Origin of the sequence: Allobosea sp. BK604 (assembly GCF_004341515.1) — a bacterium.
Lineage (GTDB): Bacteria > Pseudomonadota > Alphaproteobacteria > Rhizobiales > Beijerinckiaceae > Allobosea.
In genome coordinates this window covers 97519-114319 of sequence record NZ_SLZF01000009.1, presented here as the reverse complement: position 1 = coordinate 114319, position 16801 = coordinate 97519, and the positions used below count along the sequence as shown (strand labels likewise).

General features: G+C 65.1%; 12 protein-coding genes. 5 read left to right on the top strand and 7 right to left on the bottom strand.

Translation table 11 applies throughout. The features are described from left to right. Positions 1 to 6 precede the first annotated feature (6 nt). From EV560_RS25680 to EV560_RS25665, 4 genes are all read left to right on the top strand, one after another. Positions 7 to 837 carry an ABC transporter permease gene (locus tag EV560_RS25680; RefSeq protein ID WP_131858681.1) on the top strand — a complete coding sequence of 277 codons (831 nt, stop codon included), beginning with the start codon at positions 7 to 9 and terminating at the stop codon, positions 835 to 837. Positions 838 to 959: 122 nt separating this feature from the next. Beyond that, positions 960 to 2345, top strand: coding sequence for an MmgE/PrpD family protein (locus EV560_RS25675; protein ID WP_131858680.1), 1386 nt, complete (start codon positions 960 to 962; stop codon positions 2343 to 2345). Positions 2346 to 2542: 197 nt separating this feature from the next. After that, entirely contained in the window at positions 2543 to 3262 is a 720-nt protein-coding gene (gene hutC, locus EV560_RS25670) for a histidine utilization repressor (protein ID WP_131858679.1), read from the top strand. A 382-nt stretch (positions 3263 to 3644) separates the two neighbouring features. Then, positions 3645 to 5258, top strand: a complete 1614-nt coding sequence (locus EV560_RS25665) for an ABC transporter substrate-binding protein (RefSeq protein WP_131858678.1) — start codon at positions 3645 to 3647, stop codon at positions 5256 to 5258. Between the two features lie 237 nt (positions 5259 to 5495). On the opposite strand, the gene EV560_RS25660 is transcribed toward EV560_RS25665, so the two are convergent. From EV560_RS25660 to EV560_RS25630, 7 genes are all read right to left on the bottom strand, one after another. Then, the gene (locus EV560_RS25660; protein WP_131858677.1) at positions 5496 to 6698 is read right to left on the bottom strand and encodes a mandelate racemase/muconate lactonizing enzyme family protein; all 1203 of its coding nucleotides are present in this window, start codon (positions 6696 to 6698) and stop codon (positions 5496 to 5498) included. 4 nt (positions 6699 to 6702) lie between these two features. Beyond that, positions 6703 to 7923, bottom strand: a complete 1221-nt coding sequence (locus EV560_RS25655; protein WP_131858676.1) for a mandelate racemase/muconate lactonizing enzyme family protein — start codon at positions 7921 to 7923, stop codon at positions 6703 to 6705. 20 nt (positions 7924 to 7943) lie between these two features. Next, positions 7944 to 9671, bottom strand: a complete 1728-nt coding sequence (locus tag EV560_RS25650; protein WP_131858675.1) for an ABC transporter ATP-binding protein — start codon at positions 9669 to 9671, stop codon at positions 7944 to 7946. Beyond that, positions 9668 to 10795, bottom strand: a complete 1128-nt coding sequence (locus EV560_RS25645; RefSeq protein WP_131858674.1) for an ABC transporter permease — start codon at positions 10793 to 10795, stop codon at positions 9668 to 9670. Before EV560_RS25645 ends, EV560_RS25650 begins: the two co-directional genes overlap by 4 nt. A 3-nt stretch (positions 10796 to 10798) precedes the next feature. Next, on the bottom strand, positions 10799 to 11785 hold the full coding sequence (locus EV560_RS25640) for an ABC transporter permease (RefSeq protein WP_131858673.1): 987 nt from the start codon (positions 11783 to 11785) through the stop codon (positions 10799 to 10801). Positions 11786 to 11848: 63 nt separating this feature from the next. Further along, on the bottom strand, positions 11849 to 13807 hold the full coding sequence (locus EV560_RS25635) for an ABC transporter substrate-binding protein (protein WP_131858672.1): 1959 nt from the start codon (positions 13805 to 13807) through the stop codon (positions 11849 to 11851). A gap of 83 nt (positions 13808 to 13890) precedes the next feature. After that, a complete protein-coding gene (locus EV560_RS25630) occupies positions 13891 to 14832 on the bottom strand; it encodes an aldose epimerase family protein (protein WP_131858671.1) in 942 nt (313 codons plus the stop codon). Between the two features lie 233 nt (positions 14833 to 15065). On the opposite strand from EV560_RS25630, the gene EV560_RS25625 reads away from it, so the two are divergent. After that, complete coding sequence (locus tag EV560_RS25625; RefSeq protein WP_165923615.1) at positions 15066 to 16793, top strand: IclR family transcriptional regulator domain-containing protein; 1728 nt, start codon at positions 15066 to 15068, stop codon at positions 16791 to 16793. Positions 16794 to 16801: the final 8 nt, after the last annotated feature.

The window sequence follows — 16801 nt, the reverse complement described above, 5'->3', positions numbered from 1 at the left end:
CCGGCTATGTCGCAATTCTGGTCTCGCCTTCAGCGCAGCCCATCCGCCGTCGTCGGCCTGGCCGTCGTCCTGATCGCGCTGTCGATCGCGATCATCGGGCCGCTGCTCGCCGGCTCGGGCTCGGAGATGGGCGCGGAGGCGTTCTGCCCGCCCGGCCCGGGCTGCATCTTCGGCTCGGATGATCTGGGCCGCGACATGTTCGTCCGGATGGCGCGCGGCGCCCAGGTCTCGCTGATCGTCGGTTTCGCGGCGGCGATCTGCTCCTGCATCATCGGCATCCTCATCGGTTCCGTCGCGGGCTATACCGGCGGCGTCACCGACGAATTGCTGATGCGGGTCTCGGAAGGTTTCCAGATCATCCCGCAATTCTTCCTGGCGATCCTGATCGTGGCCCTGTTCGGCCCGTCCCTGACCAAGATCGTCATCGTCATCGGAATCCTGAGCTGGCCGAGTACGGCGCGCATCGTCAGGGCGGAATTCCTCCGTCTGCGCAGCACGGATTTCGTTGCCGCCGCCGAGGTCGCCGGAGCCTCCCGGGTCCGGATCATCTTCAAGGAGATCCTGCCGAACGCATTGCCGCCCGTCATCGTCAATGCGTCGCTGCAAATCGCCAGCGCCATCCTGACCGAGGCCAATCTCAGCTTTCTGGGATTGGGCGACCCGGACAAGATCAGCTGGGGCCAGCTCCTGTTCAGCGCGCAGCCCTTCCTGGCTCAGGCCTGGTGGATGGCCGTCTTTCCGGGCTGCGCGATCCTGATCACGACCCTGGGTTTCAACCTTCTGGGCGATGGCCTCAACGACTTGCTCGATCCACGCCAGAACGGAAACAGGCGGTGATTCCGGCGCAGGAAGACCGGCGCGGCCAGCGCGCGCCCGTGACGGGACGAGCGCGGCCATTATCTTTTTCAAGGCGGCTCGAAGCCGGCGAAGACTGAATTCTATCGACGGGAGCGCTCCTGATGTCCCTGGCTACCGCGTTCGCTCAATTCTGCCATGACAGCGCCGGCCGGCCGCTGCCGAAGGACGTGAGCGACCGTGCACGACTATGCTTCATCGATCACCTCCATGCGGTGCTCTACGGCCTGAGAAGCGAAACCGGAGACTTGCTGCGAGCCTATCTCCCCGCCGATGCGACCGGCCTGTCGGGTGAACAGCTGGCGCTCTGCCTCGGCGCTGCATCCACCGTCGACGAGATCGACGACGTGCATTTCGACACGTCGCTGCATACGGGATCCGTCGTCGTGGCGGCTGCGATCGCGGCGACTCGCTACCGCCCGGTGCCTTTCGACACGGTGCTCGCCGCGATTGCGGTCGGCTACGACGTCGCCGTTCGCCTCGGCGTCATCGCCGGGCCTAGCCACTATCGCTATTTTCACACCACCGCGACATGCGGTGCGATCGGCGCGGCTGCGGCCGCCTCTGTCGTCCTTGGGCTCTCGCGCGACCAGATCCGCAATGCGATCGGCATCGCCGCGACCTCGGCGAGCGGGCTCTGGGAAGGCATCAGCACCGAGGCGATCGGCCTCAAGCACATGCATTCGGGCTTTGCCGCCGAGAGGGCCGTGCGTTCCGCGAGGCTGGCCGGGCTCGGCCTCAAGGCGTCGCCGGCGAGCCTGGACGGCCAGAAGGGCTTCCTGAACGCGCTGGATGCCGAAGCTGACGGCGGCGACGGTCTGGACGCGAAAGATCGCTACGGCCTTCACGACCTCGGCCAGCGCTGGTCGATCCTGCGCAACATCTTCAAGCGCTACCCATTCTGCCTGGGTTGCTTCGAGCCGTTGGAAGGCGTGAAGGCCCTGCTGGCGGCGGCGAAGCGACCACTCCACCATCTCCGACGCGTGGATGCCGTCCTGTGTCCACCGACCGCCGAGCTCGTCTCGGTGCGGGAGCCCGGCAATCTGCTCGCGGCGAAATTCAGCGTGCAGTTCGCCATCGCATTGGTTCTGGCGGGCTACCCGGCCGAGCAGGTCCGCCCGCCCGCGGCCTGGTTGAGCGATCCGGATGTGGGCAAGTGGTATCCCCTTATCCATAGCGGCGGGGACCCGTCGCTTCCGCCAAGATTTGCCCGCGTGACCCTGACCTGGGACGACGGCACGAGGCAGGAGGGAGCGGAACCGCTCAGCAATCTCTCCGTCTCCGATGTCGAGCGCAGGTTCGCGGCCGTCTGCGCCTCATATGACGGCGCGGCAGTCGCTTCGCTGCAAAGGCTGGCGACGACCTGCGCGTCGGCAGATGACGTGGCCGGGCTCGCTCACCTCCTCGCCGGCATCGTGACCTCGATGACCCCCACGGAGCGAGCTCACCATGATGTTCGCGCTGAAGGTGCCTATATTGTGCAAGGCTGAGCGTTTCGAGGCAGCATGATCCCGCGGGGAAGCCGGGTGCCTCCCATCTGCATCCTGCCGAAGCGCGCGCCAGCCTATCCGCCGCTCGAACGCAGGATCAGTTGGACCGCTCCTTGCTTGGCAGGCTGGAGGGAAAGCGGATTGGATAGGTTCGGAGTGGCTCAATCGGCTCTCGAGGTCAGCACGAGGCATGTTCCATGAAGGCCGTTTCTCTTCATGAGCGGATCCTGAGAGACATAGAAGGCTCGATCCTGTCGGGCGAGTGGCCGCCGGGCTATCGGATCCCGATCGAGCAGGCGCTGACCGAGCGCTATAACTGCTCGCGCATGACTGTGAGCAAGGTCTTGACCCAGCTCACCGGCGCCGGGCTGATCGAGCGGCGCCGCAAGGCCGGCAGCTTCGTGCGGCAGCCCCATACCCAGCATGCGGTGCTGGAGATCATGGACATCAGGGCGGAAGTATCAGCCCTCGGAGCGCCCTACCGCTTCGACATCACGGCGAGGCGCAAGCGGCGCGCGAATTCGGCCGAGCGCATGGCTCTCAACCTGCCTCCGAACGCCTATGTCCTCGATCTGGCCTGTCGTCACTTCGCCCGCGATACGCCGTTCTGCCTCGAAGAGCGCGTCATCAGCCTGGACGGCGTTCCGGAGGCCGAAGGCGAGCGGTTCGAGACCGAGCCGCCAGGCACCTGGATGAAAAATTCCATCCCGTGGACATCGGCCGAGCACCGCATCATGGCGATCGCCGCGTCGGCGGAAGGAGCCGAGCAGCTGGATGTCGAGCAGGGGAGCCCTTGCCTCGTCGTCGAACGGCGGACATGGCGTCGCAAGCAGGGCCTGACCCAGGTGCGGCTCACCTATCCTGGAAACGCGCATGAGCTGATCGCGCGGTTTTCGCCAAGTCTTTCAACGGAATAGGGCGGTCACTCTACGGAATAGGCGCTTCGTTCGCCGCTGGATCATCGGACCTGATTGTCGTATCCGGTCCGATGATCCAGCTTCGTGTTTTCGCATCGGCTTTTCCGAAAACCGCAAGCCACTTTTCGGGCCGATGCGCCAGCCCGCCTGTGCTGGCCGCCACATCGGGCGAGCGGCTGGATGGCGATGCTCGAAACCGCATCGAAAAGGCGCGGGCGCGACCTCTGATATATAGACATAACCCTTTAAGCATAGACATTATCGGGCCGACAGCACATAGTCGAAGTGTCGGCAAAGCTGTTGCCGGCAAGAGCGAAGCCGGTCAGATACCGCTGAAGAAGCGCAAGACGCCGACACGCCAAGGACCTTCGGGAGGTTTCACATGCCAGCATTGAGTTTCAGGAGCGTGCTCCGCGCTGTGGCGCTGCTCGTCTGCGTCACGCTCTTGAGCCATTCGCCGGCTTCGGCGCAGGCGGAGAAGCCGCGCGTCGGCGGCGCGATGATCGTCGGGCTCGCCGGCGAGCCCGGCATTCTCAACGCCGCGATCAGCGCGAATCTCCTCGAGAAGACCGTCTCGAGCAATGTCTTCAGCATGCTGATCAGGCTCAATTTCAAGTTCGAGCCCGTTCCGGACCTGGCGGAAACCTGGAGCGTATCCGATGACGGCCTGAGCTACACGTTCAACCTCCGCAAGGGCGTCAAATGGCATGACGGTCAGCCATTCTCCTCGGCGGATGTGAAGTTCACGATCGAGAACGTCATCATCCCGCTGCATGGCCGTGGCTCGACCTATGGCAGCATCATCTCCAAGGTCGATGCGCCCGACGACAACACCGTCATCATCCGGCTGAAGACGCCGTTCGGCCCGCTGATGAACGCTCTGGGCTACGACTTCTTCATCCTGCCCAAGCACCTCTACGAGGGCACGGACATCCGCAGCAATCCCTACAATTCGAAGCCGATCGGAACGGGCCCGTTCAAGTTCGCCGAATGGAAGAAGGGCTCGCACATCACCCTCGAGCGGAACAAGGATTTCTACGACGCGAACAAGCCGCATCTCGATCGCCTGATCTTCCAGGTCATTCCTGACGCCTCCAGCCGCGTCCTTGCGCTCGAGTCCGGCGATATCGACTACCTGTCCTACGAGTCGGTTCCGTCCTCGGCGGCCGGGCGCCTGCTGAAGAATCCGAAGCTGACCTCGACGAAAAAGGGCTTCGAGTCGCTCGCCTCGATCGCGATGCTGACCTTCAACCAGGACAATGCGATCCTCAAGGATGTGCGCGTCCGCCGCGCGCTGGCCTATGCCACCAACAAGCAGCTGATCGCGGAGCGGGCGGATTATAGCATCGGCAAGCCCGCCACGGGACCGATCGCCTCCAGCAGCTGGGCCTATGAGCCGAATGTCGAGCTCTACAAGTTCGATCCGGCCGTGGCGGCAAAAATGCTCGACGAGGCCGGCTATCCGGTCAAGGCGGACGGGACACGGTTCAGCCTGCGCCTGACCGCCGATGGCGGCGTCGAATTCAACCGCAAGACCGCCGAGATCCTGAAGGAGCAGTACGGGCAGATCGGCGTCAAAGTCGAGATCCAGCTCGTCGAGCGCAACGTCATGCTCGATCGCGTCTACAGCAAGCGCGAGTACGACACGTTCCTGCACACGTTCTCGACGGGTGCCGACCCCGCCATCGACGTGTCGCGGCTCTACGTGTCGACGAATATCCGCCCGGTCAATTTCACGAATGGCGCCGGCTACAGGAGCGAAGCGATCGACAAGCTGATGCTCGAAGGCCAGAACACCTCGTCGACCGAGAAGAGGACGCAGGCATATCGTGAGGCCCAGCGTGTCCTGGCCCAGGACGAGCCGATGATCTGGCTGGTCGAGATCGGCATTCTCGGCGTCTGGAACAAGAAGATCCACGGCCTGCACGAATGGAGCGCCTATTCCTATTATTCGTTCTGGGACGCCTGGTCGGAGGACGGCAAGCCGTCGAAGTAAGCCGCGAATGACATCAGACATCCCGGGCCGCACGCCGCCGCCCGGGACATATGCTTTCCGCAGCGTGGTCTTGAGCATTTCCGCGTTTCTTCGGATCGCGAAAATACTCTAGGCTTTTGTTTTGTCGCATTTTCTTCACGCGAACCGGTAGCCACTTCGCTCGAAAATGCTCTAACGAGCCAGGCCCGGTTCAGCACCGCGCTGCAACCCGGACCCGTCACCCTTCCGCCTGCCGCATCAGGCATAGGCTGTCGAGCCGTCCGGGCGGCGCGGGACCTTGCGCTCCCAGTGGACGTAGTCCTCCCTGGCCAGGACGTCCATGTCCATTTCGACGCCCCAGCCGGGGCGGTCGGGTCGCAAGTCGAGATAGCCGTCCTTCGGCAAATAGGGGTCCTTGACGTACCATGCCCCCTGCGAGCGATCCGGCTGCGCATTGGCATCGCCCCTGCCGTCGCCGAAGGCGTAATTGGGGCCATGCGGGAGCCGGTACTCGAGGATCCGGAAGTTGGGCTGCGCCGCCGAGAAATGCAGGTTCACCGCGGTGGCCAGTGGTCCCATCGGGTTATGGGGCGCGATGGTCACGTAATGCGCTTCGGCAATGGCGGCGATCTTTCGCATCTCCAGCAGGCCGCCGACGACGCAGATATCGGGCTGGATGATGTCGCAGCCCTTGACCGAGAGCAGCCGCAGGAACTCGAACCGGCTGTACAGGGACTCGCCGGTCGCGAGCGTGCAGCTCAGTCCGCGCTTGAGCTCGCCCCAGGCCTCAAAGTTCTCGGGCCGCAGCGGCTCCTCGAAGAAGAGCGGATCATAGGGGGCGAGCGCATTGCCGAGTTGCATCGCCTGCCCGACCTCGAAGATCTTGGCATGGGCGTCGAAGGCGATTTCATAATCCGAACGCACGGTCTCGCGCAGGGCGCGGAAATACTCGGCGCTGGTGCGCACGACCTCGCCCCAGCGATGGGCATGCATGTCGATCCGGTAGGGGCTGAGCTTGAACGCCGTCAGCCCCCATTGCTCGTTCAGCGCATCGAGCGCATCGCGCGCGATGGCCGGGTCCGGCGCGGTATAGACGCCGGCATAGACGCGGACCCGGTCGCGGACATTGCCGCCGAGCAGCCTATAGACGGGAACGCCGAGCGCCTTGGCCGATATATCCCAAAGGCAGTGGTCGATGGCCGAGATCGCCGCCAGCCCGAGCGCGCCGGGCGGGAAACGGCTCTGCTGCAACAGATAGAGGATCAGGTATTCGATCCGTCGCGGGTCTTGGCCGCGGATGAACTCGAACAGATAGTCGAGCAGCGGCAGCAACGCCTTGTCGGGCCCGTGATTGTAGCACTCGCCCCAGCCAGTCAATCCGTCATCGGTGTCGATTGCGACAACGACGCGGGGACGATCCTTGTCGCGCGACATATAGGCCCGCAGGCGCTCGATCTTCATAGGCTCAACCCTTGAAATAGACGCCGCGCTTCCAGCGCGTCTGGACATAGACATGCTCGTGAAAGGTGCCCTCGGCATAGGAGCCGGCGCCCTCCGTCACAGGGATCGAGACGTTCATCTCGCTCGGCCATCGCGCGACGAAATCCTCGTCGATCTCGACGCCAAGGCCGTGGCGGTCGGGCACGTCGAGATAGCCGTCGCGCGAGGTCGGGTGCGGGATGACCGTCTGGGCGCGGCCATCCCAATCGTCCTCGATGCGCTCAAGGATCAGGCCGTTCGGGCAGCTCGCGAGCAGATGCAGCGCGGCATATTCCGCGACCGGCCCGAGCGAGCCGGAATGAGGCGCCAGCATGATGTGATGCGCCTCCGCCATCGCCGCGATCTTCTTGAGCTGCGTGATGCCGCCGGCCCGTCCGGTGTCGGGCTGCACCACATCGATCAGCTCGCGCTCGATCAGCTCGCGTTCGCCGAAGATCGTCGCCATGCGCTCGCCAGCCGCCAGCGTCACCGCCGAGTGGTCGCGGATACGGCGGTAGCCGTCGAGATTGTCGGGCGCAATCGGATCCTCGACCCACATCATCTTGAAGGGTTCGAGGGCACGGCAGACCTGCGTCGCATCGGCCGGCGTCAGCCATGGCGGGCCGTGCAGGTCGATGGCGATGTCCATCTCCTCACCGACCGCTTCGCGCAGCGCCGCGACCTTCCTGACGGGATCGGAGACGCCTCCGCATTTGATCGCGGTGACGCCGCGCTGCTTCAGCGACAGCGCGGTCTCCGGGGTATTCGCATGGCCATAGATGCGGATCTTGTCGCGCAGCTTGCCGCCGAGCAGGTTCCAGACCGGTGTTTTCAGCGCCTTGCCCTTGATGTCCCAGAGCGCCATGTCAATGCCGGTCATGGCGCCGGCGCCGACCACGCCGGTCATGCCGTGGCCCATGATTGCGATCTGCATCTTCTGCCAGAGCCGCTCGATATGCGTCGGATCCTCACCGACCAGCAGCGATTTCAGGTCCTCGACCGCGGTTCTGATCACGCGCGGCCAGCCCGAGCATTCGCCTATGCCGGTGATGCCTTCATCGGTGACAACCTTGACGAACAGCCAGTTGCGGCTGCCGGTGAGGTTCTTCGAGAATTGCTGCGTGCCGAATGATCCGTCGGACGCCCAGCTCTTGAGGTTGGGCGCACCCGCATGCATCAGGAAGGTCCTGATATCGACGATCTTCATGGCTATGCCCCGGGGTTCAACTAGCCGACATAGCGATGCCGGCGGTGGATGCTGCGAGCCCTGGGATCGGGCCGCGGAATCGCCGAGAGCAGTGCCTGGGTATAGGGGTGCGTCGGCGCATTGCAGACCTGCTCGGCCGGGCCGGTCTCGACCACCTTGCCGCGATACATCACCGCGACCCGGTCGCACATGTAGCGGATGACGCCGATATCGTGGCTGATGAAGACGTAGGACAGCCCGAGCTTGTCCTGCAGGCTCATCATCAGATCGAGCATCTGCGAGCGCAGCGAAACATCGAGCGCCGAGGTCGCCTCGTCGGCGACGATAATGCGCGGATTGAGCGCGATGGCGCGTGCGATGCCTATGCGCTGGCGCTGGCCGCCGGAGAAAGCATGCGGGTAGCGCTCCCGCCAGGACGGTTCAAGGCCGACCTGCCGCAACAGCGCGGCTACGCGCTCGTCGAGCTCCTTGCCCTCCGCGATCCGGTTGACGAGCAGCGGCTCGCCGATGATCTGGGCCACGGTCATGCGCGGGTTGAGTGAGCCGACCGGATCCTGGAAGATCATCCGGATCTCGCGCCGGCAGGCCTTCAGCGTCTCCTTGTCGGCCTTGAGCAGGTCGACGACCTTGCCGTCGGCGCGGCGATAGTCGATCGTTCCGGCCTGCGGCTCGTAGACCCGCAGCAGGCAGCGCCCCATCGTGGTCTTGCCTGAGCCGGATTCTCCAACGATGCCGAGTGTCTCGCCCGGCCTGACCTCCAGCGATACATCGTCGACGGCCCTGAGCGGCGTCTTCAGCGAGCCGAAATACATCGCCAGGTTCCGGACCTGCAGAACCGGCGGGGCCTCTTCCGCAATCGGCGCCCGCTTCAGCCGGATTTCGGCCTTCTGTTCCAACTTCAGCACGGAGCCGATCAGCATGCGGGTGTAGTCGTCCTGCGGCCTGTGGAAGATGGCGTCGACCGGCCCGCTCTCCCTCACTTTGCCGTGGTGCATCACCAGCACGTCGTCGGCGACCTCGGCGACCACGCCCATGTCATGAGTGATGAACATCACCGCCATGCCATGCTGCTTCTGCAGCCGCCTGATCAGGTCGAGGATCTCGGCCTGAGTGGTGACGTCGAGCGCCGTGGTCGGCTCGTCCGCGATCAGCAGCGAGGGATTGCAGGCAAGCGCCATTGCGATCATCACGCGCTGGCGCATGCCGCCCGAGAATTCGAACGTGTAGCGATCCACCGCCGTTTCGGTATTGGGGATCTCGACCTGCCTGAGCAGCTCGACGCAGCGTGCGCGGGCCTCCTTCTTGCCCATGCCGAGATGCAGCCGCAGCACCTCCATGATCTGGTCGCCGACCGTGTGGACTGGCGAGAGCGACGACATCGGCTCCTGGAAGATCATCGCGATCTCGCGGCCGCGTACCGCGCGGATGTCCCGACCGCGCGGATTCAGCTTCGCGAGATCGACCGACGTTCCGTCGGGCCGGTGCAGGATCATCGAGCCCGAGACAATACGCCCCGGCGTATCGACGATCTGCAGGATCGAGCGCGCGGTCACGCTCTTGCCCGAGCCGCTCTCGCCGACGATGCAGAGCGTCTTGCCGCGTTGCAGCGTGAAGGACACGCCGTCGACGGCCTTGACGATGCCGCTGCGCACCGGGAAATGCGTCACGAGGTTCTTCACCTCGAGGATTGTCGGCGCCTGGGTTGCGGCGCGGACCTCCTCGCCGGTGGCGAGATCGACGACGCTCATTTGTTGTACGGATCGGCGGCGTCGCGCAATCCGTCTCCCAGGAAGTTGAGGGCGATCACGGCAACCACCACGGCGACGCCAGGCGCGAACAGCCAGGGCGCTGTCGCGATCGAGCGGATGTTCTGGGCCTCGCGCAGCAGCACGCCCCAGGAGATGGTCGGCGGCTGCAGACCCAGTCCGAGGAAGCTGAGCGCGGTCTCGGCCAGGATCATCGCCGGGATCGCCAGCGAGATCGAGGCGATGATGTGGCTGGCGAAGCTCGGCAGCATATGGCGGAAGATCACCCGCCCTTCCGAGACGCCGTCGAGCCGTGCCGCAGTGACGAATTCCTCCGTGCGCAGGCTCAGGAAGCGGCCGCGCACGACCCGGGCGAGCTGAGCCCAGCCGGTCAGCGAGAGGATCAGCGTGATCATGAAGTAGTTGAGCGTCGCCGGCCAATCCTGCGGCAGGGCCGCCGAGAGCGCGAGCCAGATCGGGATGCTGGGCAATGACAGCACGAACTCGATGACGCGCTGCACCGCGAAATCGATCCGCCCGCCGAAATAGCCGGAGATGCCGCCGAGCAGGATCCCGATGGTCAGGGAGAGCAGCACGCCGACCAGGCCGACCGAGAGGGAAATCTGGGTGCCCTGGATGATGCGGCTGAAGACGCAGCGGCCGAGGCGGTCCGTCCCGAGCAGGAAGATCGGCTGAGCCTTGTTCTCCGAGGCGATCAGGTGGGTGGTCGTGCTGAACAGGCCGAACAGGCTGTACTCATAGCCCGTGCCGAAGAACCGGATATAGCTCTTGCGGGTCTTGTCCTCGCTATAGATGGCCGAGAGCGTCTGCGGATCGCGCTTGAAGACGGAGGGATGGATGAAGGGGCGGAACGCCCAGCTCCCATCCTCGGCCCTGTCGATGAAATGGATCACCTGCGGCGGATGAAAGGCAGCCCGCGCATTCTGCAGCGACGGGTCGTTGATGGCGAAGAAGCCGGGCGCGATGGCGATGATGTAGAGCAGGACCGTGACGACCAGCCCGGCCATGGCGAGGTGGTGGCGCTTGAACGCCCACCAGACGAGTTGCCATTGCGAGGCGACGGCCAGCCGCTTGCTGTCGACGGATGAGAGGGCAGCGTCGGTCATTGCCTATTCCAGCCTGATGCGTGGATCGACGAGGGCGAGCAGGATGTCGCTGATCAGCGAGCCGACCAGCGTGAGCGCGCAGATCAGCAGCACGAAGGCGCCGGCCAGATACATGTCCTGGCTCATCAGCGACTGGAGCAGGAGGGGCCCCGCCGTCGGCAGGCTGAGCACGATGGCGACGATGATCGAGCCGGAGACGAGGTTCGGCAGCAGCCAGGAAATCGTCGAGATGAACGGGTTGAGCGCGAGGCGGAGCGGGTATTTCACCAGCAGGTGGAATTCCGAGAGGCCCTTGGCGCGCGCGGTCGTGACATAGGGCTTGTTGAGCTCGTCCAGCATGTTGGCGCGCATGACGCGGATCAGGCTGGCGGTGCCGGAGACGGCCAGGATGATCACCGGAATCCAGAGGTGCTGCAGCAGGTCGATGACCTTGCCGATGCTCCAGGGGGCCGTGAGGTACTGCTCGGAGAAGAGCCCGCCGACCTCCTGCCCGAACTCGACCGCCGCGACATACATCAGCACGAGCGCGAGCAGGAAGCTCGGAATGGCAAGGCCGAGGAAGCTGAAGAAGGTGACGATATAGTCGCCGATCGAATATTTCCTGACCGCCGAGAACACGCCGATCGGCAGCGCGATGCCCCAGGTCGCGAGCAGCGTCGAGAAGGTCAGCACCAGGGTCAGCGCCATCCGTTCCCAGATCAGGTCGCCGACCGGCTGCTGCCATTCGAAGCTGAGGCCGAAATCGCCTCTGAGCACGATGCCGCTGATCCACTTGAAATATTGGACGATCATCGGCTGGTCGAGCCCGAAGCGAAGCCTGAGATCGGCAGCCGTGTTCTGGTCGACCACTTCGTTCGAGGCGGCGAGCGTGGCGATATAGGTCGTGACGAAGTCGCCCGGCGGGAGCTGGATCAGCACGAAGGCGAGAAAGCTGACGACGATCAGCGAGGGCACCATCCAGAGGAGGCGCTTGGCGATGAAGCGAAGCATGGCACTGCCTGTCTCGATTGGCGGAGCCCGGTCGCGCCGACGGCGCCACCGGGCTCCCGCCGATCAGGTCGCGAAGAAGAACTGCTGCGGCAGGGCCGGGCCGGGATTGGGCCAGGTCCAGGCGTTTGGATATTTCTGCGGCACGTTCTGCAGGTTGTTCTTGCAGATGCCGAAGGCGTTGACCGCGAGGCAGATGCCGATCGTCTCGAACGCCTCGGCCGTCAGGTCGAAGACCTGCTTCATGAGCGCCGCACGCTTCTCCAGGTCGGCGGTGGCGCGGGCCTGATCGAAGAGCTTCATCCGCTGCTTCTGGCCCTCCGGCGGCTCCTGGCCGTCCTTGCCTCCCGAGACGTACCATTGCGCCCACGGAATCGCGTAGCGCGAGCCCTGGGTGTGCTGGGCGAAGTAGTCGCGCGGATCGAGCATCGGATCGAGCCCGCCGGGTCCCGGCCAGACGGCGGCGTCATGGTCGTTATTGTCGCCGCGCGTGTAGTAGAGCGCGCGCTCGATCGTATTGACCTTGATGTCGACGCCGATCTCGGCCCAGTGCCGCTTCACCAGTTCGAGCGCGTCGACCTCGTCGGGATACAGGGTCGGGATGACGTCGATGGCGAAGAAGATCCTCTGCCCGTCCGGCCGCAGCCTGATGCCATTGGCGTCCTTTTTGGTGTAGCCGAGCTTGTCCAGGATGGCGTTGGCCTGGGCCGGGTCGTGGCTGGTGAACTGCTCGGACAGGCCCGCGTGATACCAGGGGTGGCCCGGGCGCGGTCCGGTCTGGTGCGGCTGCGACTGGCCGAGATAGACGAGGTCGATGATTTCCTTGCGGTCCATGCCCAGCGAGAGCGCCTTGCGGAACTCCTTGTTGGCGAACATCTCCCGCATCTTCGCGTCCTTGTGCGTCATGTTCAGGTAGATCTGAACCTGCTGCGACGAGGAGCTGACCAACTCGATCAGGCGGTAGCCGCCCTTCTGCATGTTCTGCGACAGGGTCGGCTTGTTCTGGAGCGTGTCGAGATGGCGCTCCTGGATGTCGAGGCGCCCGGAAATCGCATCGAGCATCAGCGACTCGACGTCCTGCGAGATGCTGAAAGTGAGCCTGTCGATATAGGGTAGCTGGTTGCCGGCGGTGTCGACCTGCCAGAAATAGGGATTGCGCTCCATCACCACGCGCGTCGCGCCGCCGGTATAGGGCTCCTTGATGACCCAGGGGTCGAGTGTCGGCTTGTCGGCATTGCCCCAGCGCGACGGAATCTCGATATCGCCGCACTTGTTGCGGAACAGCGTGCCCCAGTCGGAGAGGTTCGCCGCCTTGACCAGCTCCGCCACGCCGGGATTGTACTTCGGGTGGAACTGGCTGCAGTAGTGCTTGGCGAACAGCGTCGGGTGCTGCCCGAGCGGGGTCGCCATCATCTCGAGGAACAGGGCATAGGGGCTGGCGAAGGTGAACTTGACCGTGGTTTCGTCGATCCTGGTCGCGGTGCCCGCCTTGTTGTCGATCACGATCGGCGAAGGGGGCGACTTGTAGAGCTCGGTATTCTTGGCGCAGTCCTCGATCGAGAAGACGACGTCATCGGCCGTGAACGGCTTGCCGTCGGACCATTTCATGCCCTTGCGGAGATGGAAGGTGAATTCGGTCGAATCCGCGTTGACCTCCCATTTGTCGGCCACGTTCGGCAGGACTGCGGTGAAGGCAAGGTTCCAGCGCACGAGGCCCTGGTTGCCGACCATGCGCAGGATGCCGTTATGGTCGGACGAGCCGCGCAGGCCCCGCCTGAGCGAGCCGCCATAGCGGCCGACCTTATCCACCGTGATGACCAGCGGATTTGCCGAGATGCGCTCTGCCAGCGGCGGCAGCTTGCCTTCGGCCGCCAGCTTCGCGAGAGCCGGCGCTTCCTTGGCCGCCTGGGCGAAAGCCCTATCGGGCAGAGCCGAGAGCGCGGTGGCGCCGGCAAGCCCCTTCAGCATGTCGCGACGATCGAGGCCTGGGCGCAGACGTGGTCCGTGTTCGGTATCCCTGCTCATGCTTTCCTCCCGATAGAGATGATGCCCGGCCTTTTGGCCTTGTCGCCTTGGGTAGAATGGTCGCTGCCGCCTTTCGGCTCACCTCATGCCAGCTCGATCCACATGCTGGCCGAGATCGCCTCGCCGGCGCGCAGCACCCGGGCGCCGGTGCCCGCTTTTCCTGAAGCCGCGAGGTTGAAAGCGTCGGCGACATGGCTCACCGGCTCGAGGCACAGGTAGCGCCCGCCGGCGGGGACGTGGAACACGAGGTGGTCGAGCGGGGCGCTCGCCGCGATCACGACCTGCGTGCCATCGCGCCGATCGAGCGATGCCGTGCCGCCCCAGCCGGCGTGATAGGTCGTGACCTCATCCTCGCCATGACGTGAATCGTGGAGGCGGGCACTGCCCGTGAGCGTCAAGAGCTCCCGGCCGCAGCCGTCGGCATCCGCTTTCCACACGGCATCGGCGGCAAACCGGATGCGGTCGCCCGGCGATACCGCGAAATAGGGATGAAGTCCCAGGCCGATCGGCATCGGCGACGCCGCCCGGCTTTCGACGCCGATCTCGTGGATCACGCCGGACGCGTCCAGCGTAATGCGCTGGAGGGCTTCGAATTCCCAGGGCCAGGCATCCGGAGCGCTCTCCGGGACGTGCCGATAGCGCATCTCGACCTGCGCCTGCGAGCGCCGGGTCACGGTCCATGGCCGCATCTGGCAGAAGCCATGCAGCGCATGTGGCGCCGCGGCCGGGTGCGACGCAAGCGCGACCGGGGTTTCGCCGAACCGGAACGCAGCTGCACGGATGCGGTTGGAAAACGGAACGAGCGGATACGTGCCGGCCTTCGGCCAGAACAGCGGGTCGAAGCCGGTCTCGGGCATCGGCACCAGCACGTCCGTACGGCCGCCCCCGGGCTCCTCCCGCCACAGTGACGCGAGCCGCCCGCCATCGAGCGGCCTCACGCTCGCGCGCATCCGTCCCGCCGTCAGGGCGTGGACGTGAGGCGAGGCCTCGGCCGAACGGAGTGGTGACGTCGTCGCGTCCACCATTGCCACGTTTCGTCCCCACTGAGCCGGGAGAACCCCGATCTTGCGGAAAGGCTAGGAGTGGCTGCGCAGGCTGTCAACGACCATTCTTACTATGTATGAAAAGCAGAGTTACTTCTCGCGTTGTGCAGCTGTTATTCTCACATCGTGATACTGGTCCATTGCGGCCGATTGCGTGTCTGCGTAAGCTGCGGCCCGCTCCGCCTCAGCCCGCTCCGACAGGCCGCCCCCGTTTCATGCCTCATCGCCTCGTCAGCCTCGAACCGGATGTCGCGCCCGAAGACGAGGGGCCGAAGGGCCGTGCCGTCACCGAGATTCGCGGCACGAGGCTCGTCGGCAAGGCGCTGAACCTGATCGATCTGATCGCCGCCTCGCCGGGCGAGCACCGGGCGCAGACCCTGGCCGACGAGCTGGGCGTTCCACGCAGCACGGTCTACCGCATCATCAACACGTTGCAGCAGCGCGGCCTGGTGCGCGTCGAGGCGAGCGGGCAGGGCTTTTTCCCGGGCTTCCGGTTCCTCGAATACGCCCAGGCCGTCTGGCCGATGCCGGACCTGCCGATGCTCGCCATGACGGAGATCCGCTGGCTTCACGAGCTCAGCGGGGAGACCGTCTATTTCGCCGCGCCGGGCGGCACCAACATGATCATCATTCAGAAGATCATGAGCCTTTATCCGATCAGCACGGGAGCTCCGCTCGGCAGCCTGCGGCCGCTCTATTGCTCCGGAATGGGCAAGGCGCATCTCGCGGCGCTCGCACCTGCCGAGCGCGAGGCCCTGATCGGTGGCATGAGCTTCGAACGCGTCACGGACCGCACGATCACGGATCCGGCCCAGCTGCGCTCGCAGCTCGATGTTTTCCGGCAGCGGGGATACGCGATCGACGACGAGGAGTTCATGGAGGGGGTTCGTTGCGTCAGCGCCGCCGTGCCGGGCGAGGGCGACGTCCCGCTCGGAGCCTTCACGGTATCGGGCCCCTGCTATCGGATGACGCTGGAGCGGGTGCACCAGATCGGGCCCGAGGTTGCAACCGCCGCCCGGCGGCTCGGCGAGGCCGTCAGGCGGCAGGGCGGGGTCCGTCCGCGCGCCAGGCCCGATGGCGCGGAAGTGCCGCTCGCCGCCATCGGGCGTTCCTTCCTGGGAAAGTCGCCGAGCTGGGATGCGCAGACGGGTTCGCTGCTCTGGCTGGATGCGCTGGCACCTGCGATCATGCGTGCGGGAGCCGGCGAATCCGGGGCTCCGTCCCGCTCGGAGGTGATGGCGAAGTTTACCGCACCTGCGCTGGCCCTGACCACGATCGGGGAGGGGCGCTGGTTCGTGGCGACGGAAAAGGGCGCCATGACCGTCGACCGCAATGCGCAATTCGCCTCCCTGGACCCGCCCTTGCCGTTGGAATTGCTGGCCGGGATCTCGTCCGCCTGCCACGGGCCGGATGGGCAGATCTGGTTCGGGACCGGCGAGACGTCGTCCTCTCCTGACGGGCCCGGCCTGTACCGGTTTGCGGCCGGGAAGCCTGTTCTGGAAGTGAAATTGCCGGCCGCCGCGACCGATATCCTGATCGACCCGGCCCGGCGTCATCTCTATGCGGCCTTGAGAGATGTTGGCGAGATCATCCGTGTCCGGATCGCCCCGGACGGAACATGCGCGGGCCAGGAGCTGGTCGCGCGGGTCGACGCCATCGATGGCCGCCCCATGGCCCTTGCCCTGGAAGAGCCCGATCATCTCTGGGTTGCCCTCTGGGATGGCTGGAGCCTGGCGCGTCTGCGGCGCGATGGGTCCGACATGCGGCTCTTGTCCCTGCCGGTGCCGCGTCCCACCGGACTGGCCTTCGGCGGGCAAGACGGGGACCTGCTCTACGTCACGAGTGGCCGGATTGGACTGACGCCGCAGCAGATTGCCGAAGCCCCGGCATCCGGGAGCGTCTTTGCCCTCGACGGGCGGCTTCGTGCCGCCCTGCTGCGCTGAACCGGAGA